The sequence below is a fragment of the Streptomyces sp. NPDC027962 genome (assembly GCF_055566095.1).
The window spans coordinates 1-1,310 of record NZ_JBVHTA010000119.1 but is presented as its reverse complement, the minus strand read 5'-3'; the positions used below and the strand labels follow the sequence as shown (position 1 = coordinate 1,310).

Genomic DNA, 1,310 nt, shown 5'->3' with positions numbered 1-1,310 from the left:
GCGGAGCCGGTGGACGTCTCCGACTTCTACGCGAACGCCGAAGCGGACGGCTACGGCTACGGCCCGGTCTTCCAGGGCCTGACGGCCGCCTGGCGCAACGGTGACGACGTCTACGCCGAGGTCGCGCTGCCCGACGGGGCCGACCCGAGCGGCTTCGCGCTCCACCCCGCCCTCATGGACGCCGCCCTCCACGCCACCGGGGTCGGCAAGGACGCCGACGCGGTGCAGCTGCCGTTCTCCTGGAGCGGCGTGTCGTTGCTCGCCTCCGGGGCGTCGCGGTTGCGCGTGCAGGTGACCAGGTCGGCCGGCGACACCGTGACCCTGCGGCTGGCCGACGGCGCGGGCGCGCCGGTGGCGAGCGTCGAGTCCCTCGTGTTCCGCGACGTCACGGCCGCGCAGCTCTCCGCCCGGCCCGGCGGTTCCGACGCCCTGTTCCGCGCGGCATGGACCGCGCTGCCGGGTGCGGCCGAGCCCGAGGTCGCGGCGGACCGCCGCTGGGCGGTCGTCGGCGCGGTCGATCCGTTCGCGCTCGCGGACGTGCCGTCGTACGTCTCGCTCGACGAGCTGGCCCTGGCCGTCGCGGACGAGCCGGACGCGACCCGGCCCGATGTCGTCATCGCCCCGTTCTACGCGGCCCCCGAAGTCTCCGACCTTGGAGGCGACGCCCTCGCGTACGCCGTCCACCGCGCCGCCTCTGACGCGCTCGCGACCGTCCAGCAGTGGCTGGCCGACGACCGGTTCGGTGACGCCCGCCTCGTCCTGGTGACCCGGCGCGCGGTCGCGGCCGGCTCCGGTGACCGGGTCGCGGACCTCGTGCACTCGCCGGTGTGGGGCCTGGTGCGGTCCGCGCAGGCGGAGCACCCCAGCCGCCTAGTCCTCGTGGACGTCGACGACGTCGCCGACGCCGACACCCTCGTACGGTCCCTGCCGGCCGTCCTGGCGCACGGAGAGGAGCGCGAGTTCGCGCTGCGTGGCACGAGCGTGCTCGTACGCCGTCTGGTGCGGGCGGCGGCCGCGGGCGCCCTCGTGCCGCCCGCCGACGCGCCCTCCTGGCGGCTCGACGCGACCGTGCGCGAGTCCCTCGACAACCTGGAGCTGATCCCCGCCCCCGAGGCCGTGGCCCCGCTCGACGAGGGGGAGATCCGGGTCGCCGTACGGGCCGCCGGCGTCAACTTCCGCGACCTCGTCTCGCTGCTCGGCATGGCCGCCACCGAGGAGGTCATGGGCGGCGAGGCGGCCGGTGTGGTCGCGGAGGTCGGTCCCGGTGTGACGGATCTGGCCGTGGGTGACCGTGTGGTGGGCCTGTTCAC

The 1,310-nt window shown here is 75.8% G+C and carries 1 protein-coding gene; it reads left to right on the top strand.

The window, feature by feature from the left end; all coding sequences use genetic code 11:
* Positions 1–9: 9 nt before the first annotated feature.
* Positions 10–1,310 (top strand): polyketide synthase dehydratase domain-containing protein (locus ACZ4SA_RS36960; protein ID WP_468283262.1); only part of this gene is annotated, 1,301 nt, incomplete at its 3' end.